Origin of the sequence: Cupriavidus sp. BIC8F (genome assembly GCF_032465815.1) — a bacterium.
In the GTDB taxonomy this organism is placed as follows: domain Bacteria; phylum Pseudomonadota; class Gammaproteobacteria; order Burkholderiales; family Burkholderiaceae; genus Cupriavidus; species Cupriavidus necator.
Genome location: NZ_CP136095.1, coordinates 2,022,901 through 2,044,721 on the forward strand (window position 1 = coordinate 2,022,901; position 21,821 = coordinate 2,044,721).

Here is a 21,821-nt window from a genome sequence, read left to right on the forward strand (position 1 = left end):
AAAGCAAGACCCGGAGTGCGAGGCGCACGCGGGCGGCCTAAAGTTGGCACCATGCAAGCGAGAGACAGGAGACCCGCGGTGAGCATCACCCAGATACAACGCCCCGAAATGGCCGTGGCAGGGCCGCGCAGGCCAATACCGCCGGCGCGCGGCACGGCGCGGGGGCATGGGCACGGAGCCGGTATCGCCACCCGCGTCGATGGCACCGACTGGGCGGCCGTCGCACGCGAGCTCGACGACTACGGCTGTGCCGCGATCCGCGGCCTGCTGTCGGCAGCCGAATGCGACGCGCTTGCCGCCGGCTACGCGCAGGACGTGCTGTACCGCTCTCGCATCGACATGCGCCGGCACGGCTTTGGCCAGGGCGAGTACAAGTACTTCCGCTACCCCCTGCCCGACACCGTGGCCGCATTGCGCACGGCCCTGTATCCGCACCTGGTGCCGGTGGCCAACCGCTGGAACGCCGCCATGGGCATCGATGTGCGTTATCCCGCCGCGCACGCCGACTATCTTGCCCGCTGCCACGACGCCGGCCAGTTGCGCCCGACGCCATTGCTGCTGCGCTACGGCCCGGGCGACTACAACTGCCTGCACCAGGACCTGTATGGCGAGCACGTATTCCCGCTGCAGGTCGCCATCCTGCTGTCCGAGCCGGGCCGCGACTTTACCGGCGGAGAATTTGTGATGACCGAGCAGCGGCCGCGCATGCAGTCGCGGGCCGACGTGGTGACGCTGCACCAGGGCGATGCCGTGGTCTTTGCCGTCAGCCAGCGCCCGGTGCAGGGCAGCCGCGGCAGCTACCGCGTGAACCTGCGGCATGGCGTCAGCCGGCTGCACGCGGGCCAGCGCTACACGCTGGGCATCATCTTCCACGACGCCACGTGAGGTATTCCATGACCCGTTCCACACAGCAACCGGAAGCCAGCACCATCGAACGCGACCCGCGCTGGGCCCGCGTGCTGGCGCGCGATCCGGGCGCCGACGGTGCCTTTGTCTATGCGGTCAAGACCACCGGCGTGTACTGCCTGCCGAGCAGCCCGTCGCGCCTGCCGCATCCGGCCAATGTCGAGTTCTTCGACAATGCCGCCGCGGCCGAAGCCGCCGGCTACCGGCCCAGCCGCCGTGCCGCCGCGCCTGCGCTGGCGGAACAACACGCAGCCATCGTGGCCGACGCCTGCCGCCGCATTGAGGCCGCCGACACCCTGCCCACGCTTCCCGAACTGGCCAACGCCGCGGGCGTCAGCCCTTATCACTTCCACCGCCTCTTCAAGGCCGCCACCGGCCTGACACCGCGCGCCTACGCCGCCGCGCATCGCGCCAGGAAGCTGCGCGAGCAACTGGGCACCAGCGACTCCGTGACCGAGGCGATCTACGACGCCGGCTTCGGCTCCAACAGCCGCTTCTACGAGACCTCGGACGCAGTGCTGGGCATGACCCCGTCGCGCTTCCGCGCGGGCGGGGCCGACACCGATATCCGCTTTGCCATCGGCCAGTGCTCGCTGGGCGCGATCCTGGTGGCCCAGAGCGAGCGTGGTGTCTGCGCGATCCTGCTGGGCGACGATCCGCAAACGCTGCTGCAGGACCTGCAGGACCAGTTCCCGCGCGCCAACCTGATCGGCGGCGATGCGCAGTTCGAGCAACTGGTGGCGCAAGTGGTGGGCTTTATCGAGGCACCTTCGATCGGCCTGACGCTGCCGCTGGATGTGCGCGGCACCGCGTTCCAGCAGCGTGTATGGCAGGCCCTGCAGGAGATCCCTGCGGGCAGCACCGCCAGCTATGCCGAGATCGCCGCGCGCATCGGCGCGCCGCGTGCAGTGCGCGCGGTGGCGCAGGCATGCGCCGCCAACCACCTGGCCGTGGCCATTCCCTGCCATCGCGTGGTGCGCAGCGACGGCGACCTGTCGGGCTACCGCTGGGGCGTGGCGCGCAAGCGCGAACTGCTGGAGCGCGAGGCGCAAGCCTGAGTGGCCCGCGCTCAGCGCGCCACGGCTGCCTGCACCCGAGCCAGGTAGTCGTGGATCTGCGCCACCACCGCCGCGCCCTCACCTACCGCCGCGGCGACCCGCTTGGTCGACCCCGCCCGCACATCGCCGATGGCGAACACGCCCGGCACGCTGGTCTGCAGCGGATACGGCACCGCCGACGCGCAGCCCAGCTCGCCGCCGCCGGTGCGCACGAAGCCCTTGTCATCGACCTCGACGTTGCAGGTGCGCAGCCACGACGCATTGGGATCGGCACCGATGAACAGGAACAGGTGCCGCACGTCCATCGTGACCGGTGCCGGGCTTTCCGCCCGGCATTCGTAGCGCACCGAACTGAGCCACCCTTCTCCCGCCAGCGCGCTGATCTGCGCATGCGTGTGCAGCGTGATATTGGGCAGCGAACCGATGCGGTCGATCAGATAGCGCGACATGGTGGCGGCCAGCCCCGGCCCGCGCACCAGCATATGCACGTGCGCCGCGTGCGAGGCCAGGTAGACCGCTGCCTGCCCGGCCGAATTGCCGCCGCCCACCAGCATCGCCGGCTCGTTCTTGCACAGCTTCGCCTCCACCGGCGAAGCCCAGTAGTACACGCCGCGACCTTCAAAATGCTCCAACGCGGCGATGTCCGGGCGCCGGTACTGCGCCCCGGTGGCGATCACCACAGTACGCGTCGGGATCATGCGGCCATCGGCCAGCTCCAGCCGGATCGGGTCCGCGCCGCAATGCAATGCCTTGACCTCCAGCGGGATGGCGATATGCGCGCCGAACTTCAGTGCCTGCACGAACGCGCGCCCGGCCAGCGCCTGCCCGGAGATGCCGGTGGGAAAGCCAAGGTAGTTCTCGATCCGGGCACTCGCGCCCGCCTGCCCGCCCGGCGAGCGGCAATCGATCACCGCCACCGACAAGCCTTCGGACGCGGCATACACGGCCGTGGCCAGCCCTGCCGGCCCGGCGCCGACCACCACCACGTCATAGACGTGGGCCGGATCGAACTCCGGCAACAGCCCCAGGCACGAAGCCAGCTGCCCTTCGTCCGGCGCGCGCAGCACGCGGCCATCGGCGCAGATCACCAGCGGGAAGTCGCTGGCGGGCGCGTTGGCGTAGTCGACCAGCAATGAGCAGTCGCGTTCCGCGTCGATATCGATGACCGTATGCGGGTAGCCGTTGCGCCGCAGGAAGGCCTGCAGTGCCACCAGCTGCGGCTCGGTGCCGTGGCCGACCAGCACCGGCCCGCTGCCGAATTCGATCAGCCCCACGCGGCGCAGGATCAGCGCGCGCATGATGCGCTCGCCCAGTTCGGCCTCGGCCACCAGCAGGGCGCGCAGCCGCTCTGGTGTGATTGAATAGCCTTGGGTATCGGTCACTGCCACGCCGTCGACCAGCGCCGGGCGGCCGCTGAGCGTGCCGACCTCGGCCAGGAAGTGGCCGGGTCCCTGCTCGGTAATCTGGTGTTCGCGGCCCAGGCCGTCGCGCCGCATCAGGCGCACGCGGCCGCTGCCGATCAGGTACATGCCCCGGCCCGTATCGCCGATGGCAAAGAGCTTCTCGCCAGCGCGCCAGTTCTGCGGCGTGCCGAAGCGCCGCACGCGCGCCATGTCGTCGGCGCTGAGTTGCGGGAACATCTGGTGCCAGCGTGATTCCAGCGTGGAATAGGGCGCCTCCAGGCCGCCTCCAGCCTCCGGGCCGGCGTCCTCATCCGGTGCCATTGCCTCTGACTGCGAAATCGCCATGCTCCCTCCCCGTCTGGATCCGCGCCTGCCCTGGCGCATTTTCCCGGTTGCCGCGGCGCGGCCTATCGATAGTAGACGGCGGCGCGCAGAATGCGAGGATCGCACGGTGCAGTTGCGGATTGTGCCGGCTTGGGATTGAATGAGCGCCTCGGCGTGCCCCCAAGGCCTCTGCCACCGCCGCCACCCTTCAGAACCAAGACTTGATGCATTCCAGCCCTGAATCCGACGCCAGCCAGCCTGGCGAGCACACCGACCGTCCCGCCCGCCCCGCCCTGCGGCCCCTCACGCCCCTCGAAGGCCGCGTGCTGGGCGTGCTGGTCGAAAAACAGCACACCGTGCCCGACACCTATCCGCTGTCGCTCAATGCGCTGGCCTCGGGCTGCAACCAGAAGACCGCCCGCGCCCCCGTGATGAATGTCAGCGAGGCTGAGATCCTTGAGGCCATCGATGGCCTCAAGGGCCTGAGCCTGGTCTTTGAAGGCAGCAGCAGCCGCGTGCCGCGCTTCGAGCACAATATGCAGCGCGTGCTGGCCGTGCCCAAGCAGTCAGTCGCGCTGCTGGCGCTGCTGCTGCTGCGCGGCCCGCAGACCGCAGCGGAGTTGCGTCTGAACACCGCGCGCCTGCACGGCTTTGCCGATATCTCGTCGGTCGAGGCCTTCCTTGACGAACTGGCCGGCCATGCGCCGCCCTTTGTTGTCCGGCTGCCGCGCGCGCCGGGGGCACGCGAAAATCGCTGGATGCACCTGCTGAGCGGCGAAGTGAGCGCCGCAGCGGCCGCCGACGATGCCGAACGCACCACGGGCGGCGCCACCGCCTCGCCGGGCGAACTCGAACAGCTGCGCGCCGAGCAGCAGGCCCTGACCGAGAAAGTGGCGAAGCTGCAAGGCCTGGTCGAACACATGGCCGGGCAACTCGGTATCCCCGTGGACGAGTTTCTCGACTGATACCCCGCCTGCGTCATACCTGACAGGACCGGCCACCCCGCTGCCAGCCAGCATTGGTGGTTGGTAGATATTCCTGGCGGTTAATTGCGTTATTAGCTCGCGAAGGCGAACCACTGGCTCAGACCGTAGCGCGGCAGACAACCTGCCGCCGACCTGCCCCGATGACCCGGATGTCGCCTATGCTTTGCTCAGGACAGACAACAGACTAGAAAGGGAGACCGGCGCAGCCATGGACAAGACAGCCTTCGTATTTGCCGGCGGCGGCAGCCTGGGTGCGATCCAGGTCGGCATGCTGCGCGAACTGGTGGCCTGGGGCGTGATGCCCGATATTGTGATCGGCGCCTCGGCCGGCGCCATCAACGGCGCCTACTTTGCCTGCAATCCGGGAGTGGCCGGCGCCGGCCGGCTTGACGAGCTGTGGCGCGGCATCCGGCGCTCGGACATCCTGCCGTGGAGCTGGCGCAGTGTCTTGAGCATGTTCGGCGGCAACCGCGGCCACCTGGTGGAGGCGGCCGGGCTGCGCGCGCTGCTGGCGCAGCACTTCGGGCCGCGGCGGCTGGAAGCGGCGGAACTGCCGCTGCATGTGGTGGCCACCGACATGCACAGCGGCGACGAGGTCTTGCTGTCCAGCGGCAGCATCGTCGACGCGGTGCTGGCCAGCGCGGCCATTCCCGGCGTGTTCCCGCCGGTGCAGTTCGAGGGCCGCACGCTGATCGACGGCGGTGTGGCCAACAACACCCCGGTGTCCACCGCGATCGCACTGGGTGCCACGCGCGTGATTGTGCTGCCCGCGGGCTTCACCTGCGCCGAGCGCCGCCCGCCGCGCGGCGCACTGGAACATGCGTTCAACGCCCTCTCGCTGCTGGTGGCGCGCCAGCTCGTGAACGACCTGCAGCACTTCGCCGACCGCGCGCAGATCAGCGTGGTGCCGCCGCTGTGCCCGCTCGATATCTCGCCCTACGACTACTCCAAATGCGGCGAGCTGATCGACCGCTCCGCGGCCACCACCGCGCAGTGGCTGCAAGGCAAGGGCCTGGACAGCCAGCGCATACCGGGCGCGCTGGCGCCGCATTCGCACGACGAAGCGACACCCAGCTGCAGCGCCGATATCCCGGCGGCGGCACCCCACTGAAGCCGCTCAGCCCCGGGGTGGAAGTACACGAACGGATTGTGCCGCGCCGCATACTGGTCGCCCTTGTATCGGCCTTCGTCGACGCGGATCAAAGCATGCCCACGCTGCCCGCGCGCCAGGCTGCCCTCTGGCCATTGCTACAATCCGACAGATGTCCACCCAAGCCGAACGCAGCGCCAGCACCCGCCAGTCCCTGATCGACGCCGCCGTGGCCTTGCTCGTCGAGCAAGGCTATGCAGCCTTTTCAGAAGCGCGCGTGTGCGAGCTGGCCGGCAGCAGCCGCGGCTCACTGCGGCACCATTTTCCCGAAGGCCGCCATGACCTGCTGCCAGCCATGCTCACCTGGCTGCTGGAGCATGAGGCGGCGCGCCTGGCCGCGCTGGGCCCGCTCAGCCCTTCGCTGCGCCTGCACCTGATGCTGCATATCCTGGCGACCCGCCCGCAGCGGCATACCTCGCTCGCAATACTGGAGGTGTGGATGGCAACGCGTGGAGACGCGCGCCTGGCCACGGCCGTGCGCGCGCCGCTGGAGGCCGTGCCGCAGATGCTGTTCGGCCAGCCGCCGGACGCGCCGCCAGAGCCGGAATGGCTGGCGCTGCGCTGTTTCCTGCACGGCGCCACGCTGCACAGCTTTGCGCCGGACTACGACCGCCAGGACTTGTCCGAAGCGGTGCGCTGGCTGATGGCGCGCCTGCCGGCTCCGGCGGGGCTGGACGCCTTGCTGGCGCGCATGCACGCGGATTAATCCACCGGATCAGGGCAGCCGCGCCAGCAACCGGTCGCCCAGCGTGGGCGGCAGCACCAGGCGCCCTGCCTTGCCAGGCGCCGCGGCATCGAAGACTACGGCCTGGCCATCCCAACTGAGCCGCACGGGCCCGCTGCTGTTGAAGGTGCGCTGGGCCAGCACGCGGTTGCGCTCCACGCCGTAGATGCGCAGCAACACCCGCTCCCGGCCCAGATAGCAGTATTCCGCTGCGTAGCGCGCGGCGGCATCCAACGACGGCAAGTGCCGGCAGTTGTGCGCGCCAGCGCGCTCCCAGGCGCCGTGGCCATAGGCGATGGCGGTCCAGATGCCACCAAGCGCCAGCAGCCGCCCCGCGCTGACCAGTGCCAGGCGCTGCGCGCGGGCCTTGCGCCCGTCCGGGGTGGCCATCACGTGCGATACCGCGCGGTACAGCGTCAGCCCCAGCAGCAGCATCGTCACCGCCGCCAGGTGGAAATAGAACGCCGACTCCGGCATTGACGCCATGATCTGACCCATGCCCGCTCCCGGAAAATATCGTCAAACTACCGCTCCGCCGAAATCAAAATCCGGCGCCCGCGCCGTCATATATAAATGCGCACCGCATTAAGTGTTTTGAGTAAACCAATTTCACGAATGAGAGTCAGATGCCAGTCACATGAAGAATGAGCTGGCATCGCCGATGAAGTGCACCATCGAACTGAACGACGTGGAGAAACGAACCTTGCAAGAGCTTGCGCTGCGGCATCCGTATGAAGACTTCCGGGTCAGAGGACAAGGCTTGTTGCTGCTCGGCGCAGGTCAACGAGTGCACGAGATCGCGAAGCAGTTGAATGTGAGCAAGAAGACGGTGTACAACTGGACGAACGCCTGGCGCGAGAAAGGGCTGTGCGGCTTGCTCAACGGTCATAAGGGAGGCCGCCCCCATTCGCTCTGCGAAGACATGGTTGCCACGGCTGTAGCCGCGGCGCGTGCGCAGTCCATGACGCTCAAACAGATTGCGCAGTGCATCGAGGCCGCCCATGGCATGCCGTTGCCCTGCCGCCTTGAAACGTTGGCCGGGGCACTGAAACGGGCAGGCTTTTCGTACAAGCGTGGCCGATACGCGCTCAAAAAAAACGCGACGAACAGGAGTTTGCCGTGAAGGCTGCCACGCTCGAGAAATTGCAGCAAGCTGCTCGTGATGGTGCATGTCGTCTCGTCTATCTTGATGAGGCCGGATTTTCGGCCTCGCCGCCGGTGCAGCGTGGCTGGTCGCCAATTGGCCAACCTCACTGCACGGTTCCCCAACCGCATTGCAGGCGTTCAGTCTTGGGAGCATTGGATTACGGAGCCAACCGGCTTATCCACCAGACCAGCAAAGGCAGCATCAAGCGTCCCTTCGTTATTGAGTTCTTGGAACAGATTGCTCAAAGTGCCACGCCTGGTCAGCTCACGGTCGTCGTGCTCGACAACGCGAAGATCCATCACGCCATCGAGCAGGATATCCTGGATCGCTGGCTCTTCGAGCACCGTATGGTTCTCTTTCATCTGCCGCCTTACAGCCCCGAACTCAACCTGATTGAAATCGTATGGAAACATGCCAAGTACCACTGGCGACGCTTCATCACATGGACCAAAGAAACCATCGATACCGAGATCGAGGATCTCCTCTCCGGCTACGGCTCAAAGTTTGAAATCCGTTTCTCGTGAATACTTAATCGGCACCATTTATTCCAGCATATTGAAAATCGGCGCCCTGATATATCGAGCATAATCAACCGACCGCACCCGGCCAATCCGGTGTATTCCCGCACCGGACCTGCCGGCGACCACCGCGGTCTTATTTTTCCGATGGCAGCGCCGCGAGCAGGCTGAGCAGCCGCGCCACCGTCGGCGCCACGATCGCGGCCAGCGCAGCAGCGTTGGCGGCATCGCCGTCGCCGGCGGCATGCTCCAGGCGCTGGGCAAAAGCACGCAAGGTATGGCAGCCGACGTAGTGGGCAGATGACTTGAGCCGGTGGGCGACGCTGCGCACCGTGTCCAGCGCGCCGTCCGTGGTGCGCAGCTGCGCCAGGTCGGCCTGCGTCGAGGTGACCAGGGCGTGCACCAGTTCAGCGGCAAAGGCGCGGTTGCCGAAGGTCTGCGCGGCGATGGCTGGCGCGATGCCAGCGGCCTCGCGCGGGGACAGCGCCAGGTAGCGCTGCCGGGCCAGCATGGCGACGATTGCCGCTTCGGTCACCGGTTCGCGCAGGCAGGCGATCACCGCCTCGTCCGCGCCGGGCACCGGCACCGCATCGGCCGGCAGCACCACGGCGCAGACCGGGCCGGTGGCACGCCAGGCACGCAACAGGGTGTCGGGGATCCTGGTAGCGGCGCCGGCAATCACCAGGCCGATGTCTGCGGCGGCGTTCGGCGCGGGCGTGTCGGTATGCACATCAAAGCCGAGATCGCGCAGGATCGGCGCAACGCCGGCGACCCAGCGCGTGTCACCGGGCGTGGCAAGCAGCAACGCGCCGGTCATGCGCAGCCTCGCGACACGAGACGAATGACGGGCAGCATGCTAGCCAATCGCGATATGGTGGCGCCGCGCGAAGTCGATGACATCGACAATCGATCTTGCCCCGAGTTTTTCCATGACCCGGGTCTTGTGCGTGCTGACCGTCTTGTTGGAGATAAACAGGGTTTCGCCGATTTCCTTGTTCGACATGCCCTTGGCAAGCATCTGCATGACCACCAGTTCCTTGTCGGAAAGGCTGGCCAGGCGCGCAGCTTCGTCGGCCTGGCCGGGGTTGTTGCGATGGTCGATTTCCGGCATCACCGTATAGCCGGCCAGCACGGACTCGGTGCAGCGCACGATCTCGGCCAGTTCCTGGGTCTTGCTGACAAAGCCATGCGCGCCGGCCTGGCGCGCGCGTGGGGCAAACGTGTTCTGGTCCTGGCCGGAAATGACCAGGATGCGCACGGCGGGGTGGCAGGCCTTGAGGCGGGGAATCACGTCCAGCCCGTTGATCTTCGGGATGTCCAGGTCCAGGATCACCACGTCGGGGGTGTACTGCCGCACGATCTCGATGGCGGCCTGCCCGTTGTCGGCCTCAAGCACATGGGTGATGCCCAGCACCTGGGAAAAGTGCGTCTTTAGCACCACCCGCACGGGCGGGTGGTCGTCGACGATCAGGATTGTGGCCACGACTTGAACTCCATAGCAGGCGCCTCGATGTCCGGGCGCCCGGGCACATCATTTTGCTCAGCATTTGTGCCGGAGGGCACCGGAAATTTCCGACCGGAGGCTTGCATCTTCCGAAAACCCGGCCGGGGGCTTTGCAAGCCTGGCGTAATGCGGACCATCGCAATCGGGCAACTGCCAATCATAAGGCTGCCGCCACGGCAAGAAAAACCATCGCCGGACAACGGCAGGGGTATCCAAAGGCTTTCGACCTGCGCGCAGCCATCGAATTCCCCGATGCTGCCGCGTGCGTGCTGGCTGATGCCGGCGTGCCGGCCAGTGAGATGCTGACCGGAATTGTCTTCGATATGTGACGTGACAGGCGTCAATGGCGCGTGATCCGGAAATTTCACCCTCAATCTCAGATTCGTCTTAATGAGATATCGAGGCTGAGCCCATAGAGTGAAAACAAGCCAGCCCGCCGCTACGCCAACCGCGCAGCGGTGGCTGCCACGTTTTCACTGTATTTTGCCGCCCCGCTTGTCTATTCGCCCGCCCATCCATATCGAACCGCCCTCGGCCACCGCTTGCCCGCACCGCTTCACGCGTGCCTGGCGGCTGGCATGTGCCGCCCTGCTCGTCAGCGCATCGATCTGCGCCGGTACCCCACCTGGGACAGAATCCGCCGCGACGCCATCCCTGGCTGGCATGCCCGTCGCCCTGCCCGAGGCACCTGCCCTGCAGCCGCCGGGGATCGGCACGCCCACACCCCGCATCGCCCCACCATCGCACGCAAAGCCACAGGCGCACTGGCGGGTGCTGGGGTGGACGACCGGGCTGCTCTGCCTGCTGACGCCATGCCTGCTGGCATGGATCTTCGTGCTGTATCGCGAGGTGCGCCGGCGCCGGGCCGCGGAGATTGCGCTGAAGGACAACATCGCGATCCAGTCGGCGCTGCTCGACGGCATTCCCCAGCCCGTCTACCTGCGTGATGCCTCGCTGCGGCTCATCACCTGCAACCGCAGCTATGAAGAACTGGTCGGCGCCACGCGCGACACGTTGCGCGGGCAGCCGCTGGAGGCGTCGGTCCAGGTGCATCCCATCGCCATCGACATGGCCGAGGTGGTTCGCGACTACCACAAGGTAATCGAAGACGGCATCCCGCTGCACAAGGACCGCTGCCTGCGCCTGGGCGGGCGCACCCACCACGTGCTGAACTGGATGACACCGCTGCGCGGCGCCGATGGCACCGTCAAGGGCCTGGCCGGCGGCTGCGTCGACCTGACCGAGCGCCACGACATGCTGGCCGAGCTGGCCCACGCCAAGACAGAAGCCGAGGCCGCCAACCGCGCCAAGTCCACCTTCCTGGCCTCGGTCAGCCATGAGATCCGCACCCCGATGAACGCCATCACCGGCATGCTGGAGCTGACCCTGGCGCGCTGCCAGCTGGCCGAGCAGGAACGCCTGCAGCTGGTCACGGCGCACAAGTCGGCACTGGGCCTGCTGGCGCTGATCGACGACATCCTGGACCTGTCCAAGATGGAGGCCGGCAAGTTCAGCATCCACCCGGCACCCGCTTCGCTGCCCGGGCTGGTCAAGGACACGCTGCTGATCTTCGGACCGGTGGCCGCGCAGAAGGGCCTGCCGCTGACCAGTGGCATCGGCGTCGCCGTCGCGCCGCTGCACCAGGTCGATGCCCTGCGTTTCCGCCAGATCCTGGCCAACCTGGTGTCCAACGCGGTGCGCTTCACGGACAGCGGCACGATCCACGTCAGGCTTGACGCGCAAGCGCCTCGCGACGGGGTGCAGCAGGTCATGCTGACCGTCTCCGACACCGGCATCGGGATTCCCGCCGGCGCGCAGGCGCGGATGTTTGAACCCTTCGAACAGGTGCATGACCGCACCCGCCCCCAGGCCGGTGGCACCGGGCTGGGGCTGGCGATCTGCCAGCGCCTGGCCAGCGCGATGGGGGGCCAGATCTTGCTGTCCAGCCAGCCGGGCCGGGGCACGCGCGTCATGGTGACGCTGCCGCTGACGCTTGCCGTCGCCACGGAACTGCCCGAGCCGGTGCCGCCGCCCACGGCTGGCTGCGCACGGCGCCGGGTCAGCGTCCTGGTGGTCGACGACCATGCGCCAAACCGATTGCTGCTGCAGCGCCAGCTGGAACACCTGGGCCACCGCGTGAGCACCGCCTGTGATGGCCGCGAAGCGCTGGCCAGGCTGGACGGGGCCAGCTTCGACGTGATCGTGTGTGACTGCGCCATGCCGGTCATGGACGGCCTGGCATTCGCACGGGCGGTACGCGCGCGCAAGGATGCGCGCGGCGGCGTGCCGGTGATCGGCTGCACGGCGAGCGCCGTCGCGGCGGACCACGCCGCGGCACTGGCGGCGGGCATGAATACCGTGATCGTCAAGCCGGTTGGCCTGCGGGCGCTGGATGCGGCGGTGGCACAAGCCTGCGCCAGTGGCTACCGGGCTCGCCAGGAGGCCGTGCCAGTGCAGGTCAGCACGCAGGACAGCCAGGCCGGAACCCGCGTCGAGGCCGCCCACTGCGGCGTCACGCCCGGCTCGCGGCCGTCATGGTGCGCGGTGTGCCGGGCGATGAACGTGCAGTGCGACCGCCTCGACCAGCCGGAAGACTAAGCCTCCAGCGGCACCGCGCTGGTGCACTTGATCTCGTCCAGGCATACGCTGGACTTCACGCCACTGACACCCGGGATACGCATCAGCGTATCGAGCAGGAAGTCAGACAGCGACTTCAGGTCCTTGGCGACCACCTTGAGCACGTAGTCGATATCCCCGGTCACCGAGAAGCATTCCTGGATCTGTGCCAGCTCCGCCACCAGGCGCTTGAAGTTGGACAGGTCGCGGATATGCCCGCGCTCCATCGTCACATGGATAAAGGCCACCACGCCAAAGCCCAGCGCCGCCGCGTCCAGCCGCGCCTCATAGCGCTTGACCAGCCCGGCCTCTTCCAGGCGGCGGTGGCGCCGCATGGTCTGCGCCGGCGACAGGGCAATGGCCTCGGCCAGCTCCAGGTTGGAAGCCCGCCCCTGCTCCTGCAATACCCCCAGCAAGCGGCGATCGGTACGGTCCAGTTCGATCGTTTGCACTTTGATTTCCCCATATCAGCCAAGTACGAAACAAGATTTCATAATCTAGGGTTTCCCTGCGTGTTTTACGAAATCCAATTTTGTCGTCCGGAATATACACTGCATCCCAAGCAAGCGCACTCCAGGCCCGTACCGCAAAAGGTTTCCGCCGAGCCGACCCAGCTCCGGCGCGACCCCGCCGCCAAGTGCCGCCGCCACAATATTATTTCCCGCCCCTTTAGTGAGAAAGCCATGGCCGACCTGTTTGACAACCCGATGCAGCTGATGGGCTTCGAATTCGTGGAATTCGCCTCGCCCACCCCCAACGTGCTTGAGCCGCTGTTCGAGCAGATGGGCTTCACGCTGGTGGCAAAGCACCGCTCCAAGGACGTGGTGCTGTACCGCCAGGGCGAAGTGAACTTCATCGTCAACCGCGAGCCGCACAGCCACGCCGCGTACTTTGCCGCCGAGCACGGCCCGAGCGCCTGCGGCATGGCATTCCGCGTCAAGGATTCGCACAAGGCCTATGCCCGCGCGCTGGAACTGGGCGCACAGCCGGTGGAGATCCCGACCGGCCCGATGGAGTTGCGCCTGCCCGCGATCAAGGGCATCGGCGGCGCGCCGCTGTACCTGATCGACCGCTTCGAGGAAGGCAAGTCGATCTATGACATCGACTTCGAATTCATCGAGGGTGTCGACCGCCACCCGGTCGGCCATGGCCTCAAGCTGATCGACCACCTGACCCACAACGTCTATCGTGGCCGCATGGCTTACTGGGCCAACTTCTACGAAAAACTGTTCAACTTCCGCGAAATCCGCTACTTCGACATCCAGGGCGAATACACCGGCCTGACCTCCAAGGCCATGACCGCGCCGGATGGTAAAATCCGCATTCCGCTGAACGAGGAATCGTCCAAAGGCGCCGGGCAGATCGAAGAGTTCCTGATGGCCTTCAACGGCGAGGGCATCCAGCACATCGCCTTCCTGACCGACAACCTGATCGAGGTCATCGATCGCCTGCAACTGGCAGGCGTGCCGCTGATGACCGCGCCGAACGACTACTACTACGACGCACTGGACACGCGCCTGCCCGGCCACGGCCAGCCCGTCGAGCAACTGAAGTCGCGCGGCATCCTGCTGGACGGCACCACCGAAGGCGGCAAGCCCCGCCTGCTGCTGCAGATCTTCTCCAAGACCGCGCTCGGCCCGGTGTTCTTCGAGTTCATTCAGCGCCGCGGCGACGAAGGCTTCGGCGAAGGCAACTTCAAGGCCCTGTTCGAGTCGCTGGAACGCGACCAGATCGCACGCGGCACGCTCAAGGTCGAGGCCTGACCGGCATCGGCCTTCCCTGACCGGCAGCCCTTGACGGGCACAGCCGGCTCCGGAAACGCGCACACCACCTTCGCGGCAGTCACCCTGCCGCGCGGGCGGTGACGTCCCCCAGGCCCAAGCGTCCGACTCGACAAATGCCAGAGACGCGGGCCCGCATTCCATGAGAATGGGTAGAGGAAACAACTAAATGCATGCAAGCAGCAATGACGGCACGCTCAAGCGCGGCCTGAAGAACCGGCATATCCAGCTGATCGCGCTGGGTGGCGCCATCGGCACCGGCCTTTTCCTGGGCATCGCCCAGACCATCAAGATGGCGGGCCCCTCGGTCCTGCTGGGCTATGCGATCGCCGGCATCGTGGCGTTCTTCATCATGCGCCAGCTGGGCGAGATGGTGGTAGACGAGCCTGTCGCCGGCTCGTTCAGCTACTTCGCCGACAAATACTGCGGCCACTTCGCCGGCTTCCTGTCGGGCTGGAACTACTGGGTGCTGTACATCCTGGTGAGCATGGCCGAGCTTTCGGCCGTTGGCATCTACGTGCAGTACTGGTGGCCTGAGATCCCGACCTGGGTCTCGGCGCTGGCCTTCTTCGTGATCATCAACGCGATCAACCTGTCGAGCGTGAAGTCGTTCGGCGAGATGGAGTTCTGGTTCTCGATCATCAAGGTCGCGGCCATCATCGGCATGATCGGCTTCGGCGGCTACCTGCTGGTGTCCGGCAATGCCGGCCCGCAAGCGAGCGTGGCCAACCTGTGGCAGCACGGCGGCTTCTTCCCCAACGGCATGGGCGGCCTGGTGATGGCCATGGCGGTGATCATGTTCTCGTTCGGCGGGCTGGAGCTGGTGGGCATCACCGCGGCCGAGGCGGATTCCCCCGAGAAGACCATCCCTAAGGCCACCAACCAGGTGATCTACCGCATCCTGATCTTCTACGTGGGCGCGCTGGCAGTGCTGCTGTCGCTGTACCCGTGGGAGAACGTGGTCACCGGCGGCAGCCCGTTCGTGCTGATCTTCCACGCGCTGAACAGCAACTGGGTGGCCAATGTGCTGAACGTGGTGGTGCTGACCGCGGCGCTGTCGGTCTACAACAGCGGCGTGTACTGCAACAGCCGCATGCTGTATGGCCTGGCCCGGCAAGGCAATGCCCCCAAGGCGCTGCTCAAGGTCAACCAGCGCGGCATTCCGCTGACGGCACTGGCGTTCTCTGCCGTGGCCACCGCGGCCTGCGTGGTGATCAACTACTTCATGCCCGGCAAGGCGTTTGAGATGCTGATGGGCCTGGTGGTGTCGGCGCTCATCATCAACTGGGCAATGATCAGCCTGATCCACCTGAAGTTCCGCGCCGACAAGCGCCGCGCCGGCCAGGCCACGAAGTTCCAGAGCTGGGGCTATCCGCTGACCAACTACCTGTGCCTGGTGTTCCTGGCCGGCATCCTGGTGGTGATGTACCTGACGCCTGGCCTGCGCCTCTCGGTCTACCTGATCCCGGTGTGGCTGGTGGTTCTCGGCGTGAGCTACCTGGTGCGCCAGAAGAACGCGGCCGCCGCGCTGCAAAGCGGCGTGGCCGCCCAGCAACTGCGCTGAAGCTGCAAGGCGGCGCCTGCAGGCTGCGGGCGCCGCCGGTTAGAATTCAGGCTGCGCGACGCCCCCTGCGCCGCGGCAGCTGCCCCCCGACCCAATTCCATCGCATCCCATGTTTGCACACATCGAGGCATTTCCCGGCGATCCGATCCTCTCGCTCAACGAGGACTTCCAGCGCGACCCGCGTACCGACAAGGTCAACCTGAGTATCGGCATCTACTTTGACGACGAGGGCCGCCTGCCGGTGATGCAGGCCGTGGCCAAGGCCGAAGCCGCGCTGCTGGCCGACATGGGCCCGCGCCCCTACCTGCCGATGTCGGGCCTGGTGGCCTACCGCAACGCGGTGCAGGCGCTGGTGTTCGGCGAAGACTCGCCGGCGCGCGCCGCCGGCCGCATCGCCACGCTGCAGACGCTGGGCGGCTCGGGCGCGCTGCGCGTGGGCGCCGACTTCCTCAAGCGCTACTACCCGCAGGCGCAGGTGTGGATCAGCGATCCCAGCTGGGAAAACCACCGCGTGGTGTTCGAGCGCGCCGGCTTCACCGTCAATACCTACCCGTACTATGACGACGCCACCGGCGGCCTGAAGTTCGACGCGATGATGGACGCGCTGCGCGCCATCCCCGCGGGCAGCATCGTGCTGCTGCACGCCTGCTGCCACAACCCGACCGGCGTGGACCTGAACCAGGACCAGTGGCGCCAGCTGATCGCGCTGCTCAAGGCCAACCAGCTGCTGCCGTTTGTCGACATGGCCTACCAGGGCTTCGGCGCCGGCCTGGAAGACGACGCCTTCGCCATCCGCGAGCTGGTGGCGCAGGATGTGCCCTGCCTGGTGGCCAACTCGTTCTCGAAGAACTTCTCGCTGTACGGCGAGCGCTGCGGCGGCCTGAGCGTGTTCTGCAACACCGCCGGCGAAGCCGCCAACGTGCTGGGCCAGCTGACCGGCGCGGTGCGCGCCAACTACAGCAACCCGCCCACGCACGGCGCGCGCGTGGTGGCCAAGGCGCTGACCACGCCCGAGCTTCGCCAGCTGTGGGAAGAAGAACTGGCCCAGATGTGCAACCGCATCGCGCGCATGCGCGAGGCAATCCACCACAACCTGCGCGACCATGTCAGCGGCGAGGCCCTGTCGCGCTACCTGACCCAGCGCGGCATGTTCACCTACACCGGCCTCACCGCCGACCAGGCCGAGCGCCTGCGCGAGCAGCACGGCGTGTACCTGCTGCGCTCGGGCCGCATGTGCGTGGCCGGGCTGAACGAGCGCAATGTCGGTATCGTGGCCAAGGCCATCGGCAGCGTGCTGGCAGGCTGATCCGGTCCATGCAACTGCCCGCCATTGCGGGCGGATCGCGGCAAAGCGGCGCCCGGTGGCGCCGCTTTTCTTTTGTCCCGACGGCTTGCGCGCGCCGCCATCCAATGAAAAGATGTTGCCTACGGGCCTCATGCCCGCAACCTGACTGCCCGCCTGGCGGGCGTGGAGGCTGCCGTGACCGAGCTCTACCCCAAGCGTCCGTCCTCGTGCATTGCCCTGCTGCTGGCCGCCGGCGCCGTCCTGGCCCCGGGCCTGACCACCGCCCAGACCCCGGCACCGCTGGCGGAATGGCAGTTCTCCGCCGGCATCCCGCTACAGAAGCTGTTTGAAGACACCATCCCCGACTGGCAAGTCCGACTCGGCGCCGCGGCCATGGTGCGGCCGCGCTACGACGGCTCGTCGGAATACATCCTCATCGGCGGGCCCAGCATCGATATCCGCTACCGGGACCTGGCCTTTGCCTCGATCGGCGAAGGGCTGGGCGTGAACCTGCTGCGCGGCAAGAACTGGCGCGCGGGGATCGCGCTGTCCTACAACCTTGGGCGGCGCGCAAAGGAGGATTCGCCGCATCTGGACGGCATGGGCAATATCAACCCGGCGCCGGAAGGCAAGCTGTTCGCGGAATACGCGGTCTCGAAGGAATTCCCGCTGGTGCTGCGCATCGACGCGCGCCGCAGCCTGGGCGGCAGCGACGGCTGGGTCGGCGATATCGGCGCCTATATGCCGCTGCCGGGCAGCTCCGAAAAATTCTTCTGGTTTGCCGGCCCCACCGTGACGCTGGCCGACTCGCGCTACATAAACGCCTGGTACGGCGTCAGCGACTCGCAGGCCCGTGCCGGACGGCCCGCCTACCATGCGCGCGGCGGCATCAAGTCCTATGGCTTCGGCGTTAGCGCGGTGCGGTATTTCAACAAGCACTGGTTTGCCACCAGCGACATCGCGATCTCGCAGCTGGCTGGTGATGCGGCGGGCAGCCCGATCACGCGCAAGTCGACCAACGGGGTCTTCGACCTCTCGATCAACTACGAATTCTGAGCCGGATCATCGGCCGCGCCGTGCGGCTATCGCACAGTGGATGGCTGGCGTCCGCGATTTGGGCAGTATTGCCACGGCACCTCAATATTGCGTCCCGCATAATTGGCCGACCGGAATATCCGGCCGCAGCATCCCCGCCAGGGGATAGTCGAAGAAGCCAAGGAAGGAGATGTAGTTGAAGTCCAGCATCAAGCATCGCGTATCACGCAGCGCGCGTTTCGCCGCCATGGCCATTGCCGGCCTGGCCGCCGCTCACACCGCCCCCACTGCCCTCGCTGCCGAAGCGTGGCCGGCCAAGCCGATCAAGGTAATCGTGCCGTACACGCCGGGCGGTTCCACCGACACCGTCTCGCGCGTCGTGTTCGAAAGGGTTTCGCAGCGGCTGGGCCAGCCGATCATCATCGAGAACAAACCCGGCGCCAACAGCACCCTGGGAGTCGGCGTGGCCGCGCGCTCGGCGCCGGATGGCTACACCTTCGTGTCGGTACTGGCCGCCTACAGCGCGAACATGTCGCTGTACTCGAAGCTCAGCTACAAGCCCACGGACCTGGTGCCGGTGGCGGAAATGGCCGAGCTGCCGCTGTTCCTGTTCTCCAGCAAGAAGCTGCCGGTCAAGACTGTGGCCGAACTGGTCGACTACGGCAAGAAGCACCCTGACACGCTGACCTTTGGCTCCAGCGGCGTCGGCAGCTCCGCGCACCTGACGGGCGAACGCCTGGCGATGGAATCGAAGCTCAAGCTGACCCACGTGCCGTACAACGGTAGCGCGCCGATCCTGCCCGCGCTGGTGTCCGGCGAAGTCTCCGTGGCCTTCGACCCGCTGCTGGTGCCGATGCCGCATGTGAAGTCTGGCAAGATCAATGTGCTGGCCGTGGCTTCCGCCAAGCGCTGGCCCGGCGAGCCCAACATCCCGACCATGGAAGAAGCAGGTTTCCCCGGCTTCGTGATGAGTTCGTGGACCGGGCTGATGGCGCCTGCCGGCACGCCGCAACCGATCGTCGCACGCATGGCCAAGGAAATCGCCGCGGCCACGCGCAGCCCGGAGGTCACGAAGAAGCTGACGGACCTCGGTTTTGTGCCGGTGGGCGGTACGCCTGAAGAGTTCCGCAAGCTGATTGAGCGTGATACCGCGCGCTATGCGGAGATTGTGAAGGCGGGGAAAATTACGCTGGATTGAGGTTGCAGACCGCGATACAAGCCCGGGTATAAACGTGGCGAGCTACTGGGCTCGCCATTTTTTTTTGATGGCGACTTCCGGGGTGAACGAAGGTCTCTTGTCGAGACCCTGAACAGTCAGATGAGTCTTCCGAAAAACCGACGCCCAGCTTTCATTGTGGTGGTGGCGCCGGCACCAGCCCGTACCTGGACATGACATCGATAAGCTTCGAGCGGTCGAGCGGCCCGCCGGCGCTTATGATTGTCCCGACATCACGAAAATACTGGGCACCTATGTCGGGCGTAAGGACAATCAGTGCGCGGGCCGTGCCATTGTGCGGGTTGCTAAAGTGATGAACCGACCCACGTGGGGTAAACATCCATTCGCCCGGTACCAGGTCTCGGACTACCCCGTCGACCGAGTACCGAAGTATGCCCTCCAGCACATAGACGCACTCTTCGTTATGTGTGTGGCTATGCGGCGGCGGGACTTGTGAGCCGGGGGCCACAGTCAATTCGAAAACACCCATCCCGCCCGTGGCAGTTCCATCAATCAGGTACTGAATGCTCAATTGACCAATGTTGATTGGTTCGATCGGAGCGCCGCCGCTAAGTGTCATTTTCGAACTCCTTCGGATTAAGGATTCTCGTCAGTCCGCCGGCGTTGAAGGAAAGGGGCGTACCACTTGCGGCGCGTCCGCCGACAGAACGAACCGCAATTCATCCAGGATTATGCGCCTCTCAGGAACGCATTTTGATTTCGATCACTCGTCCGAAATTGCGTGCGCAAGCGAACATCGCGCGTGGGGTGCCCATCTGCACACTCCGGGGGGCAGGCTCCAATCCAGCCTGCAATTCCTTGAGCGCCCCGCTGGTCCCCCGGCTACGGGGCGCCTTTTTGCTACAAGTTCCTGAAAGGCGGATCAGCGTGGAGCGCTCGACTGGCCCCACTCGTTCAGACGCCTCGAGCTTCGATACGAACGATACGTAGATGTCCTCGGACCCTTCCTGTCCCTTGCCTGTTCACTGATTTGCTGGAGCAGGCTAAAGCACTGCATGAACTGATTTCATGACAGCTTCTTATGGGGCAGCAGATCACGTTCCCTTGTTTCACGGTGTATTCGGTGGGCGTTCGCACAAAGCATCATTCAATAGTCCATCGTACCCAGATAACAGCAAATACAATTCAGCTTCAAAGTGCGTGTGCCGCGGAATGACCTGTGTCGATATGTACGCTTGTTCCGTGGCTACGCGCGGCATGGACGGGGTATGCAAGCATTGGCCGCTGGTAGTTGGTTATCTGCGGGCACTGCATGTCAGTCTTGCCTCATTCGTCCCATGCGCGTCTGCCCATGAGCAAAATGAGAGGTCAGATGAAAAGGATTCTTGCGGTCGTTGCCGCATCCGTCGCAGCCAATGCCGTGTCTGCCCAGTCCAGCGTGACGCTGTTCGGTATCGCCGACGCCGGTATCGAGTTCAACAACAATGCCGGGCGCAACGGTGACAGTGTCGTGCGACTGGTTTCCGGGAACCAGTCTGGCTCGCGTTGGGGTCTGCGCGGCGTGGAGGATCTGGGCAGCGGGCTGAAGGCGGTCTTTCATCTGGAAAGCGGCTTCGACATCGATACCGGCAATTCGGCCCAGGGCGGGCGTCTGTTCGGCCGCGGCGCCTATATGGGGCTGGATAGCTACTATGGCTCACTGCTGTTCGGGCGGCAGCAGACCGCCATGCGCGAATTCGGCAATATCTACGATCCTAATGCGATTGCCGACCGCTACGGCATCCTCTCGATTGCACCAGAATTTGGAGCGCGCGCAGACAATGCCGTCAAATATGTCGGAAAGTTCGGGAGTCTCACTGGACAGGCTTTCTACTCCTTCCAGGCTAATGGCAGCGAAGTGGCCGGCAGCAACGTATTTGGGCGCAATTTCGGCGCGTTCGTCAACTATGCCTCCGGCCCCTTCGCGCTCGGCGTGGCCTATGACGATGCGCACGTCGGCACGCCGTCAAACCAGGCGCCGGTCCTGCGACGCGTTTCCGTGGCCGGCACGTATGCGGTGGGTGATGCCAAGGTATATGTGGGCTACCGCCTGGCGAAGGCCTATGATGGGGCCATGCTGCCGGGCGCCCAGGCGGCCAACGCCGGCTCGAACCTTTACTGGCTGGGCCTGGCTTACAAGCTGGGGCAGGCGTTCTCCCTGACCGGCACGGCCTACTACCAGGACTTCCGGCAGACTGGGTCTGACCCGTGGCAGTTCGTGCTGACCGGCGACTATTTGCTCAGCAAGCGCACCGACCTCTACGCTTCAGTCTCCTACGCGCTAAACAAGGATAACTCGGCACTGGGCGTCAACGGCTTCAACAGCGGCAGCGGCACGTCGGCCGTCTTCAACGTACAGCCGGGCAAGAACCAGGCGGGTGCGGTGATGGGCGTTCGCCACCGGTTTTGATGCGACTTGCCCGGGCGACGGCGCAAAGTTCCGAAACGGTTGACCAGCAAATTGGGCAGCCCTGTCTGCGGCGTGCTCTTGACAGCGGGAACAGGACATTCCGAGTTGGACGGGCACGCCCGTCCCCGCCTGTGTCCGTTAGTTATAGTGGACGCGGCGTGTCGCCGGCGGAAGTACCTCCAACCGAGCCGTCA

Annotated in this window: 21 protein-coding genes; 15 read left to right on the forward strand and 6 right to left on the reverse strand. The window is 65.8% G+C overall.

Annotation, left to right across the window (positions count from 1 at the left end):
- Nucleotides 1–108 precede the first annotated feature (108 nt).
- Both RS901_RS29325 and ada read left to right on the forward strand, forming a co-directional pair.
- Nucleotides 109–885, forward strand: a complete 777-nt coding sequence (locus RS901_RS29325; RefSeq protein WP_410054242.1) for a 2OG-Fe(II) oxygenase — start codon at nucleotides 109–111, stop codon at nucleotides 883–885.
- Between the two features lie 8 nt (nucleotides 886–893).
- Entirely contained in the window at nucleotides 894–1,964 is a 1,071-nt protein-coding gene (gene ada / locus RS901_RS29330; RefSeq protein WP_316154017.1) for a bifunctional DNA-binding transcriptional regulator/O6-methylguanine-DNA methyltransferase Ada, read from the forward strand.
- 11 nt (nucleotides 1,965–1,975) lie between these two features.
- Here ada and RS901_RS29335 read toward each other — a convergent pair whose 3' ends face one another.
- Nucleotides 1,976–3,712, reverse strand: coding sequence for an FAD-dependent oxidoreductase (locus RS901_RS29335; protein WP_316154018.1), 1,737 nt, complete (start codon nucleotides 3,710–3,712; stop codon nucleotides 1,976–1,978).
- Nucleotides 3,713–3,915: 203 nt separating this feature from the next.
- On the opposite strand from RS901_RS29335, the gene RS901_RS29340 reads away from it, so the two are divergent.
- The 3 genes from RS901_RS29340 to RS901_RS29350 all read left to right on the forward strand — a co-directional run bounded on the left by RS901_RS29340 (nucleotide 3,916) and on the right by RS901_RS29350 (nucleotide 6,533).
- A complete protein-coding gene (locus RS901_RS29340) occupies nucleotides 3,916–4,656 on the forward strand; it encodes a YceH family protein (protein WP_316154019.1) in 741 nt (246 codons plus the stop codon).
- A 229-nt stretch (nucleotides 4,657–4,885) separates the two neighbouring features.
- Nucleotides 4,886–5,788 carry a patatin-like phospholipase family protein gene (locus RS901_RS29345; protein ID WP_316154020.1) on the forward strand — a complete coding sequence of 301 codons (903 nt, stop codon included), beginning with the start codon at nucleotides 4,886–4,888 and terminating at the stop codon, nucleotides 5,786–5,788.
- A 151-nt stretch (nucleotides 5,789–5,939) separates the two neighbouring features.
- The gene (locus RS901_RS29350) at nucleotides 5,940–6,533 is read left to right on the forward strand and encodes a TetR/AcrR family transcriptional regulator (protein ID WP_316154021.1); all 594 of its coding nucleotides are present in this window, start codon (nucleotides 5,940–5,942) and stop codon (nucleotides 6,531–6,533) included.
- A gap of 9 nt (nucleotides 6,534–6,542) precedes the next feature.
- On the opposite strand, the gene RS901_RS29355 is transcribed toward RS901_RS29350, so the two are convergent.
- On the reverse strand, nucleotides 6,543–7,049 hold the full coding sequence (locus tag RS901_RS29355) for a hypothetical protein (protein WP_316154022.1): 507 nt from the start codon (nucleotides 7,047–7,049) through the stop codon (nucleotides 6,543–6,545).
- Nucleotides 7,050–7,188: 139 nt separating this feature from the next.
- Here RS901_RS29355 and RS901_RS29360 point away from each other — a divergent pair, with 139 nt between their 5' ends.
- Together RS901_RS29360 and RS901_RS29365 are read left to right on the forward strand one after the other, a co-directional pair.
- Entirely contained in the window at nucleotides 7,189–7,674 is a 486-nt protein-coding gene (locus tag RS901_RS29360; protein ID WP_316154023.1) for a helix-turn-helix domain-containing protein, read from the forward strand.
- Nucleotides 7,671–8,222 (forward strand): IS630 family transposase, encoded by a 552-nt coding sequence (locus tag RS901_RS29365; protein WP_316154024.1) that lies wholly within the window; start codon nucleotides 7,671–7,673, stop codon nucleotides 8,220–8,222. Before RS901_RS29360 ends, RS901_RS29365 begins: the two co-directional genes overlap by 4 nt.
- A gap of 130 nt (nucleotides 8,223–8,352) precedes the next feature.
- On the opposite strand, the gene RS901_RS29370 is transcribed toward RS901_RS29365, so the two are convergent.
- Nucleotides 8,353–9,033, reverse strand: coding sequence for an Hpt domain-containing protein (locus RS901_RS29370; RefSeq protein WP_316154025.1), 681 nt, complete (start codon nucleotides 9,031–9,033; stop codon nucleotides 8,353–8,355).
- 39 nt (nucleotides 9,034–9,072) lie between these two features.
- Nucleotides 9,073–9,699 carry a response regulator transcription factor gene (locus RS901_RS29375; protein ID WP_316154026.1) on the reverse strand — a complete coding sequence of 209 codons (627 nt, stop codon included), beginning with the start codon at nucleotides 9,697–9,699 and terminating at the stop codon, nucleotides 9,073–9,075.
- A gap of 101 nt (nucleotides 9,700–9,800) precedes the next feature.
- Here RS901_RS29375 and RS901_RS29380 point away from each other — a divergent pair, with 101 nt between their 5' ends.
- Entirely contained in the window at nucleotides 9,801–10,049 is a 249-nt protein-coding gene (locus tag RS901_RS29380) for a hypothetical protein (RefSeq protein ID WP_316154027.1), read from the forward strand.
- A 334-nt stretch (nucleotides 10,050–10,383) separates the two neighbouring features.
- Nucleotides 10,384–12,318, forward strand: coding sequence for a PAS domain-containing sensor histidine kinase (locus RS901_RS29385; protein ID WP_316154028.1), 1,935 nt, complete (start codon nucleotides 10,384–10,386; stop codon nucleotides 12,316–12,318).
- On the opposite strand, the gene RS901_RS29390 is transcribed toward RS901_RS29385, so the two are convergent.
- Nucleotides 12,315–12,788 (reverse strand): Lrp/AsnC family transcriptional regulator, encoded by a 474-nt coding sequence (locus tag RS901_RS29390; protein ID WP_114136464.1) that lies wholly within the window; start codon nucleotides 12,786–12,788, stop codon nucleotides 12,315–12,317. The two genes, RS901_RS29385 and RS901_RS29390, sit on opposite strands and share 4 nt — an antisense overlap.
- Nucleotides 12,789–13,019: 231 nt before the next feature.
- On the opposite strand from RS901_RS29390, the gene hppD reads away from it, so the two are divergent.
- The 5 genes from hppD (at nucleotide 13,020) to RS901_RS29415 (ending at nucleotide 19,199) form a co-directional block, all read left to right on the forward strand.
- A complete protein-coding gene (gene hppD / locus RS901_RS29395) occupies nucleotides 13,020–14,099 on the forward strand; it encodes a 4-hydroxyphenylpyruvate dioxygenase (RefSeq protein WP_316154029.1) in 1,080 nt (359 codons plus the stop codon).
- 187 nt (nucleotides 14,100–14,286) lie between these two features.
- A complete protein-coding gene (locus tag RS901_RS29400) occupies nucleotides 14,287–15,681 on the forward strand; it encodes an amino acid permease (protein WP_316154030.1) in 1,395 nt (464 codons plus the stop codon).
- Nucleotides 15,682–15,790: 109 nt separating this feature from the next.
- Nucleotides 15,791–16,987 carry an amino acid aminotransferase gene (locus RS901_RS29405; RefSeq protein WP_316154031.1) on the forward strand — a complete coding sequence of 399 codons (1,197 nt, stop codon included), beginning with the start codon at nucleotides 15,791–15,793 and terminating at the stop codon, nucleotides 16,985–16,987.
- A 174-nt stretch (nucleotides 16,988–17,161) separates the two neighbouring features.
- The gene (locus RS901_RS29410; protein ID WP_316154032.1) at nucleotides 17,162–18,022 is read left to right on the forward strand and encodes a MipA/OmpV family protein; all 861 of its coding nucleotides are present in this window, start codon (nucleotides 17,162–17,164) and stop codon (nucleotides 18,020–18,022) included.
- Between the two features lie 175 nt (nucleotides 18,023–18,197).
- The gene (locus tag RS901_RS29415; RefSeq protein WP_316154033.1) at nucleotides 18,198–19,199 is read left to right on the forward strand and encodes a tripartite tricarboxylate transporter substrate binding protein; all 1,002 of its coding nucleotides are present in this window, start codon (nucleotides 18,198–18,200) and stop codon (nucleotides 19,197–19,199) included.
- 151 nt (nucleotides 19,200–19,350) lie between these two features.
- On the opposite strand, the gene RS901_RS29420 is transcribed toward RS901_RS29415, so the two are convergent.
- Nucleotides 19,351–19,797, reverse strand: a complete 447-nt coding sequence (locus RS901_RS29420) for a cupin domain-containing protein (RefSeq protein WP_316154034.1) — start codon at nucleotides 19,795–19,797, stop codon at nucleotides 19,351–19,353.
- A 732-nt stretch (nucleotides 19,798–20,529) separates the two neighbouring features.
- On the opposite strand from RS901_RS29420, the gene RS901_RS29425 reads away from it, so the two are divergent.
- Nucleotides 20,530–21,627: a porin gene (locus tag RS901_RS29425; RefSeq protein ID WP_316154035.1), complete on the forward strand. Its 1,098-nt coding sequence runs from the start codon at nucleotides 20,530–20,532 to the stop codon at nucleotides 21,625–21,627.
- Nucleotides 21,628–21,821 lie beyond the last annotated feature (194 nt).

Excerpts from the sequence above, each read along its gene's own strand:
- hppD (WP_316154029.1), top strand. The coding sequence starts at position 13,020 with ATGGCCGACCTGTTTGACAACCCGATGCAGCTGATGGGCTTCGAATTC.
- RS901_RS29340 (WP_316154019.1), top strand. The coding sequence starts at position 3,916 with ATGCATTCCAGCCCTGAATCCGACGCCAGCCAGCCTGGCGAGCACACC.
- RS901_RS29345 (WP_316154020.1), top strand. The coding sequence starts at position 4,886 with ATGGACAAGACAGCCTTCGTATTTGCCGGCGGCGGCAGCCTGGGTGCG.
- RS901_RS29350 (WP_316154021.1), top strand. The coding sequence starts at position 5,940 with ATGTCCACCCAAGCCGAACGCAGCGCCAGCACCCGCCAGTCCCTGATC.
- RS901_RS29400 (WP_316154030.1), top strand. The coding sequence starts at position 14,287 with ATGCATGCAAGCAGCAATGACGGCACGCTCAAGCGCGGCCTGAAGAAC.
- RS901_RS29385 (WP_316154028.1), top strand. The coding sequence starts at position 10,384 with ATGCCCGTCGCCCTGCCCGAGGCACCTGCCCTGCAGCCGCCGGGGATC.
- ada (WP_316154017.1), top strand. The coding sequence starts at position 894 with ATGACCCGTTCCACACAGCAACCGGAAGCCAGCACCATCGAACGCGAC.
- RS901_RS29370 (WP_316154025.1), bottom strand. The coding sequence starts at position 9,033 with ATGACCGGCGCGTTGCTGCTTGCCACGCCCGGTGACACGCGCTGGGTC.
- RS901_RS29420 (WP_316154034.1), bottom strand. The coding sequence starts at position 19,797 with ATGACACTTAGCGGCGGCGCTCCGATCGAACCAATCAACATTGGTCAA.
- RS901_RS29360 (WP_316154023.1), top strand. The coding sequence starts at position 7,189 with ATGAAGAATGAGCTGGCATCGCCGATGAAGTGCACCATCGAACTGAAC.
- RS901_RS29335 (WP_316154018.1), bottom strand. The coding sequence starts at position 3,712 with ATGGCGATTTCGCAGTCAGAGGCAATGGCACCGGATGAGGACGCCGGC.
- RS901_RS29355 (WP_316154022.1), bottom strand. The coding sequence starts at position 7,049 with ATGGGTCAGATCATGGCGTCAATGCCGGAGTCGGCGTTCTATTTCCAC.
- RS901_RS29425 (WP_316154035.1), top strand. The coding sequence starts at position 20,530 with ATGAGCAAAATGAGAGGTCAGATGAAAAGGATTCTTGCGGTCGTTGCC.
- RS901_RS29405 (WP_316154031.1), top strand. The coding sequence starts at position 15,791 with ATGTTTGCACACATCGAGGCATTTCCCGGCGATCCGATCCTCTCGCTC.
- RS901_RS29325 (WP_410054242.1), top strand. The coding sequence starts at position 109 with ATGGCCGTGGCAGGGCCGCGCAGGCCAATACCGCCGGCGCGCGGCACG.